Here is a 6,195-nt window from a genome sequence, read left to right on the forward strand (position 1 = left end):
GACGCACCCGCCGGCTTCACCGCGACTCGAGGACCAGGCGGCTACCCACTACCGAGCCATTGGAGCAGTAGGCGCTGGAGTAGCCGCCGATCGCGACCCAGTCGCCGTACTTCGTCTGCCCGTTCGAGCACGTCGTCACAGCCTGGTACCAGTTCATCCCCGGGCTCAGCGACCGACATTTCGCCACCCACACCGTGCCGTGTCCGTCAACGTAACTGTCCGGACAGTACGGCCCCTGCGTCGCCGACGCCGACGCTGAAACCGCGGTCGCAGCCGACATCGCCACCGCGCCGGCCGCAACCAGACCAGCCGTCGCCACGACCGAAAGAACCTTGCGCATCCGAGTCTCCAATCTTTTCAACACATTCGTAACAATACGATCGTAGTAAAAAGATGGGGTCACCGCACACCGCCGACAGGTCTTGCCCAGGCCGCACCGGCGCACTACCTTGATTCACACCGAGAAAAACTCAGCGTTGGTTTTATTCACTCTCCCCGCCCCGAGAGGTGTGCCTCGATGACTCGATCGTGGATCGGCCGGCGTGCGGTAGTTGCTGCGACGTTCTTGCTGGCGTTGTCGCCGCTCGCACCCGCGGCGGCCGCGCCGCCGGTGGTCGAGGCCGCCGGAGCGGCTCTGCGGCCGGCCGGCGCAGAGGTTGTGGCGGTCACCAAGGTTGCGGAGCGGTTGACGGACCTTTCGGTTCGGTCGCCTGCGCTCGGGGGCCGGGTGGTGAAGGTCCGGCTGCTGACGCCGGACGGGTGGAACCCGGCGGACCGGCGTCAGCATTGGCCGAGCTTCTGGTTGCTGGCCGGGTGTTGTGGTGACTACACGGCCTGGTCGGGGACGGATATCGCGAAGATCGAGAGCCTGCGCAAGGTGCTCGTCGTGATGCCCGAGGCCGGCTGGAACGGCTGGTACAGCAACTGGTGGAACCACGGCGCGGGTGGTGACCCCGCCTGGGAGACCTTCCACACCGTCGAGTTACGCCGGCTCCTCGAGAAGGACTGGGGCGCCAGCAGCAACCGCGTCGTCGCCGGCCTGTCGATGGGCGGCCAGGGCGCACTCCTGTACGCCGCGCGCCACCCCGGCATGTTCCGCGCAGCCGCCGCGTACTCGGCCTCGGCGCACCCCCTCCTCAACACCGAATCGATCAACCGCATCATGGGCTTCTTCGGCGGTCAGGGCGGCGACCCGCGCCGCGTCTGGGGCGACCCCGTCGCGCAACGAAACATCTGGGCCGCCCACGACCCCTACTACCTGGCCCACCACCTCAAGTCGCTCCCCCTCTACCTGTCCTCCGGCGACGGCACCGCCGGCCCCTTCGACCAGCCCGACGCCCTCGAAGCCGACTTCAACCGCCAGAACAAAGCCCTGGCCGCAGCCCTCACCCAAGCCGGCGCAAAACGCCTGACCACCAACTTCTACGGCCCCGGCACCCATGCCTGGCCCTACTGGCAACGCGAACTCCACTCCTCCCTCCCGATCCTCCTCACCGCCCTCAACGTCCGCCCCTGATCACTTCATTGCCATTGGCAACAATTTCGTGCGGGACGGGCGCCTGGCGTCAGCTCGTGAAGGCGGCGAGTGGGTTGTAGCGGGGATTGTCCGGGCTCGTCGTGTGGCCGGACGTCCAGAGCCTGGTCGCGGTAGAGACCAGGCTCCGTAGGGCGCCTTCGGTACTGGGCGAAACCGGGATCGACGTCTCCACGAACTTCGCGCCGTCGAACCGGAACGCGATCGGGTAGCTGTGGATGTATCTCCCGTCCATCTTCAACCGTTCGCCGACCGCAATCGGTTGTCCGTTCCAGATGGCGATGTCCTTGAAGCTGCCGGTCGTCGGTCCCACCTCGACCCGGGTCCACGTGGTTCCGTCGTAGCGGAGGACGAACGGCCGCCCGAGCGCGTCGACGTGCTCGATTCCGGTCAGCCAGAGATTGTTACGGTCGTCGGCGGCGAAGGCGAGGGGGATCACCAAGCCGTTGGTGGGGACGGCGTCGACGTAGGTCCAGATCTTGCCGTCCCAGTGCGCCAGGCCGGCGTTCAGGCCCAGCCAGACGTCGGTGGCGGACAGGACGGCGAGCACGTTGCCGTTGATCGAGTCCTCCAGGCCGACGTTGAGCGACTGCCACCTGCCGTCCGCATAGCGGTAGACAACCGCCCGTTCGCGGCCGCCGACCTGCCCCCAGCCGGTGACCCACAAAGACCCGTCCGGTCCCCTCTCGATGTCGCCGAACACCCCGTACGGGACATCCGGGCCGGGCATCACGGTCCAGGACTTTCCGTCCCAGTGCAGCAATCGCGGAGTGGACTCCGGCTGATCCGTTTCGCTGGCGCCGACCACCCAGACGTCGTTCACGCTCCCCACGACCAGCCCGTGCAGTTCGTAGTTCTTGAGGTCGGGGTCGGGCAGCCGCACCCACTTGCCGCCGTCCTTGCGCAGGACGCCCGGACGCTGACCCTCCCAGGGGGCATAGGCCTGGGTCACGGCGAACAGCGCATCGTCGTCGCCCTGGATCTCGGTCAGGATCAGGTCCCGCTGATCGACCGGAGTGGTCGTCCACACCGGGTCGGGTGCGGCCTGCCGGGCGACGGCAGCCGGTACGCCGAGCGGCGCGATCAGCAGCAAGGCAACGAACGCGGTCACGATTCTTCGCACGAAAAACTCCTTCAGGTGATGTCGCCTGTATGGACGCACCAACCCCGGGTAACCGTCACAACGACTTTCGCCGGCCAGCTGCTGACCCGCCGGAGGCTGACGGCGCAAACAGTTTTGCAGCTCCCTGGCCTGAGCAGGTACCTTGGCTCACATAGTAGTGGTGCGAACTCGGGGAGAAGACATGGATCTGGACAGCGATCGCCTGGTCGACGCGTATCTGCACGAGCTGGCCACGGCGGCCGAGGGCCTGCCGGCCGACCGGCGTGACGAGCTCCTGAACGACGTGACGGCGCATATCGCCGAGGCGCGCGCCGGCGGCGCCACCTCCGAGGCCGAGATTCGCGAGGTCCTCCAGCGCCTCGGCCGCCCCAGCGACATCGTCGGCGCCGCCGCCGACGGCCTGGTCCGCGTCCCCCCGCGCCTGCGCCCCTGGGAGTACGCCACCCTCGCCCTGCTCCTGGTCGGCCCGTACCTGCTGGAGCTGTACGAGGTCCTCGCCTTCATCGTCTACGCCGTCGGCCTGGGCTTCCTCTGGCGCTCGAACCGCTGGTCCACCCCCTGGAAACTCGTCGGCACCCTGGCCTGGCCCCTCAGCTACGCTGCGGCCCTCCTCGCCGACACCGTCCTCAACACCCCCGTCTGGCTCAGCGTCCTGATCGCCACGGTCGTAGACGTCGCTGTGCTCGCCGCCCTCCTGGTACGCGCCCGCGTCCCCCACAAGGCCTGACCACCACCCGGCAGATCAGGCGACGAGAGCGGCGATCGCGGCCGGGTTCTCGTGGACGACGAGATGGCCGGCGTCGTCCACGAGGCGCAGGTCGAGGTGCAGCCTGTCGCGGACTGCGGGCCGGAGTCGCTCGGGTGGAAGGAAGACGTCGTGGCTGCCGGAGACGGCGATGGTCGTGGCGGGTGTGCTGTGAGTGGTATGGAGACGCCCGGGATCGCCGCTGGTTCTGGTGTGGCGGGCAACCAAAGTCATCCAGTCGGCCAGTTGTTCTGGAGGTTGGTGGCCGGGGGCAAGCATCGTGGTGAGGAGCCGGGCGCTGCGGGCCGGGGTCGGGCGCAGGAACCAGGCGGTTGAGTGGAGCAGCACGGCTGGTGTGAGGCTGAGTCTGATCAGGCCGCCGGGCGATACCAGGACGCGGCGAGAGATGCGCGGTGAGCTCGCGGAGAGGGCGATCGCCGCGCCGAGCGAGTGGCCGACCACCGTGACAGGCCGATCGTCGTAGACCTGCTCGACGAGCTCGTCGAGCCAAGCGCCGTACCAGGCAGCCCGGCGCGCACCCGCTACCCGGACGTCGCTGCTGAGTCCCGGCTGACCGGGCACATCCGGGATGACGACCTGACAGCCGGCCTGCCGAAGAGCGACCGCGATCGGCGCGGAGACGGCTGCGTTGAAGTTTGTCCCGGGAATGAACAACACCGTGCCACCGGAGCCCGCAGTGACGAGATGCGTCTCGGATCCGTTGGCGGTGAGCGTGACCCGCTGCTGCGGGATCGGCCACTCAGCCAACCGTTCGGTGCACCAGGCCCGGACGAGATCGCGGCCGGCCGGCGTGCGATAGATCGACTTCACCGGAGCAGTATCGCGACGAACCGGGTCGCCCGGTCAGCCGAGGAGACCTTCGGTCGCGGCGACGCCGAGAACGAGGCCCCCGGGGATCAGCAGAGCGGCCAGGACGAGGCGCTGACGAAACACCGCCAGGAGCCCCAGCAGCACAGCGAGCACGCCGATACCCCACAAGAGGTTCGTCATCAGCATGGTGCGACCCTACCCAGCCTCCGGACGCTTGCCTGTCGTCCTCACAGGTCTCTAACAACCCGAGGGCCTCTGCTGCACCGGGGCTCCGCGATCATGGTGCGGTGATGCACCTTCGGCTGATTGTTGCGCCCGATTGCACCGATCGTGTTGTGGACCAATTGGTTGGCGACGCGCGGGTTACCAATGTCGTTGTGCTGGCGGGCGCGGCCAGGCGGCCGGCGGGTGATGTCGTGCACTGCGATGTGACTCGGGAGGCGACCTCCGACATTCTGGCCTGGCTCAAGGAGCAGGGGGTGTACGACGACGGCTCGGTCGCGCTGTCGGCTGTGGACGCCGCGCCGTCGCGCAACGCCTGGGAGACCGAGCGCGCCGCGCCCGGGGCGCCGGACGACGCTGTCGTGTGGGACGCCGTTGTCGATCAGGCCTTCGCCGAGACGCGCGGCTCCTGGGCGTTCTACGCGTTCCTGACCCTCGCGACCATGATCGCCGCGATCGCGGTCGTCACCGACTCCGCGATCCTCGTGGTCGGCGCGATGGTCGTCGGCCCGGAGTTCGGCGTCATCGCGGCGCTGGCACTCGGCCTCGCGCTGCACAAGACGACGCTCGTGTCCGGCGCCGCGGTACTGCTGCTCAAGGGCTTCCTGGTCGCGATCGTTCTCACTGTCGCCGCCGCGCTGCTGGCCCGGGCTGCCGGCTGGATCGACGTCGGCAACATCACCGCCGCCCGGCCGTTGACCGGATTCATCTGGCGCCCGGACAAGTGGTCGGCCGTCGTCGCCGTCCTGGCCGGATGCGCCGGCGTCCTGTCCCAGACAGCCGGCCGCGCGAATGCCCTGGTCGGCGTCTTCATCTCCGTCACCACCGTGCCCGCGGCGGGCGACCTCGCCTTGTCGGTCGCGCTGTGGGCCCCGAGCCACATCGGCGGCTCCGCGGCCCAGCTCGGCATCAACCTCGGCGGTATGACGGTCGCCGGCGTGATCACCCTGCTTGCCCAACGCGCCCTCTGGCGGCTCCAGGCCCGCAGCTGGTCCAAGAACCCCAGCTAGGCGGACCGGAAATGCGCAGCGACGTTCCGCACCGACTTCGCGACGTTACCGCGATGGCCGGCCGGCAGCCCGATCAGCCGCAAGGCAGCCGGAATCCGCGCCGTCCCGAGATCGAAGGTCTCCCGGACTCGCGTCTGCCCGGGCCCGATCGGCTCGAGCTCCCACCGCCACCGATGACCGAAGAAGTGGCACCAGGCAATCAACCGGTCCTGCTCGAACTCGACCACCCGGGAGGTGACCCGATACGGCACCTTGATCCGCATCGCCATCCCGAACCGGTCCCCCGGCCCCAGCACCGCCGCACCCGTCATCGCATCCCGCACGGTGCGATCCCCGCTGATCACCGCATGATTCGCCGGACGCCGGAGGAACTCGAACACCGCCGCCGCGTCAGCCGCCACCACGGTCTCCGCAGACACCTGATCGGCCCGCAACTCCACCTCGACGCCGTCCGTCATCAGTTCCTCCTCGTGTCCGACCGTACGTCCCCCGAAGCGGCGCCGTCGAGTCGTGTCCGCTCGGCGACGCCGCTCCCTTGATACCCGCCGAAGGGATCGTCAGGCCTTCGGGGGCATCAGCACGGTGTCGATCAGGTAGACCGTCGCGTTGGCGGTCTTGACGCCGCCGCAGACGACGTTGGCGTCGTTGACCTTGAGGGCGTCGCCGGAGCCGCTGACGGTGACGTCCTGCTTCTCGACGGTGGTCTGCTTGCCGACGACCGCGGTCGGGT

General features: G+C 68.7%; 9 protein-coding genes. 3 read left to right on the forward strand and 6 right to left on the reverse strand.

All coding sequences use genetic code 11. The features are described 5' to 3' along the window. Positions 1-16 precede the first annotated feature (16 nt). Positions 17-340 carry a hypothetical protein gene (locus HPO96_RS13420; RefSeq protein ID WP_171673680.1) on the reverse strand — a complete coding sequence of 108 codons (324 nt, stop codon included), beginning with the start codon at positions 338-340 and terminating at the stop codon, positions 17-19. 177 nt (positions 341-517) lie between these two features. On the opposite strand from HPO96_RS13420, the gene HPO96_RS13425 reads away from it, so the two are divergent. Then, positions 518-1,516 carry an alpha/beta hydrolase gene (locus tag HPO96_RS13425; protein WP_171673681.1) on the forward strand — a complete coding sequence of 333 codons (999 nt, stop codon included), beginning with the start codon at positions 518-520 and terminating at the stop codon, positions 1,514-1,516. Between the two features lie 49 nt (positions 1,517-1,565). On the opposite strand, the gene HPO96_RS13430 is transcribed toward HPO96_RS13425, so the two are convergent. Then, positions 1,566-2,657 carry a hypothetical protein gene (locus HPO96_RS13430; RefSeq protein WP_171673682.1) on the reverse strand — a complete coding sequence of 364 codons (1,092 nt, stop codon included), beginning with the start codon at positions 2,655-2,657 and terminating at the stop codon, positions 1,566-1,568. 181 nt (positions 2,658-2,838) lie between these two features. Between HPO96_RS13430 and HPO96_RS13435 the strand changes: the two genes are divergently transcribed. Next, positions 2,839-3,384 carry an HAAS signaling domain-containing protein gene (locus HPO96_RS13435; protein WP_171673683.1) on the forward strand — a complete coding sequence of 182 codons (546 nt, stop codon included), beginning with the start codon at positions 2,839-2,841 and terminating at the stop codon, positions 3,382-3,384. 15 nt (positions 3,385-3,399) lie between these two features. Here HPO96_RS13435 and HPO96_RS13440 read toward each other — a convergent pair whose 3' ends face one another. Continuing rightward, complete coding sequence (locus HPO96_RS13440) at positions 3,400-4,233, reverse strand: alpha/beta fold hydrolase (RefSeq protein ID WP_171673684.1); 834 nt, start codon at positions 4,231-4,233, stop codon at positions 3,400-3,402. 33 nt (positions 4,234-4,266) lie between these two features. Then, complete coding sequence (locus HPO96_RS13445) at positions 4,267-4,419, reverse strand: hypothetical protein (protein ID WP_171673685.1); 153 nt, start codon at positions 4,417-4,419, stop codon at positions 4,267-4,269. A gap of 149 nt (positions 4,420-4,568) precedes the next feature. Here HPO96_RS13445 and HPO96_RS13450 point away from each other — a divergent pair, with 149 nt between their 5' ends. Further along, positions 4,569-5,465, forward strand: coding sequence for a DUF389 domain-containing protein (locus HPO96_RS13450; protein WP_337796618.1), 897 nt, complete (start codon positions 4,569-4,571; stop codon positions 5,463-5,465). Here HPO96_RS13450 and HPO96_RS13455 read toward each other — a convergent pair. Both HPO96_RS13455 and HPO96_RS13460 read right to left on the reverse strand, forming a co-directional pair. After that, positions 5,462-5,923 (reverse strand): SRPBCC family protein, encoded by a 462-nt coding sequence (locus HPO96_RS13455; protein ID WP_171673687.1) that lies wholly within the window; start codon positions 5,921-5,923, stop codon positions 5,462-5,464. The two genes, HPO96_RS13450 and HPO96_RS13455, sit on opposite strands and share 4 nt — an antisense overlap. A gap of 99 nt (positions 5,924-6,022) precedes the next feature. After that, positions 6,023-6,195 (reverse strand): fasciclin domain-containing protein (locus tag HPO96_RS13460; protein WP_171673688.1); only part of this gene is annotated, 173 nt, incomplete at its 5' end.

Origin of the sequence: Kribbella sandramycini, assembly GCF_013131805.1 — a bacterium.
GTDB classification, from domain to species: Bacteria; Actinomycetota; Actinomycetes; order Propionibacteriales; family Kribbellaceae; genus Kribbella; species Kribbella sandramycini.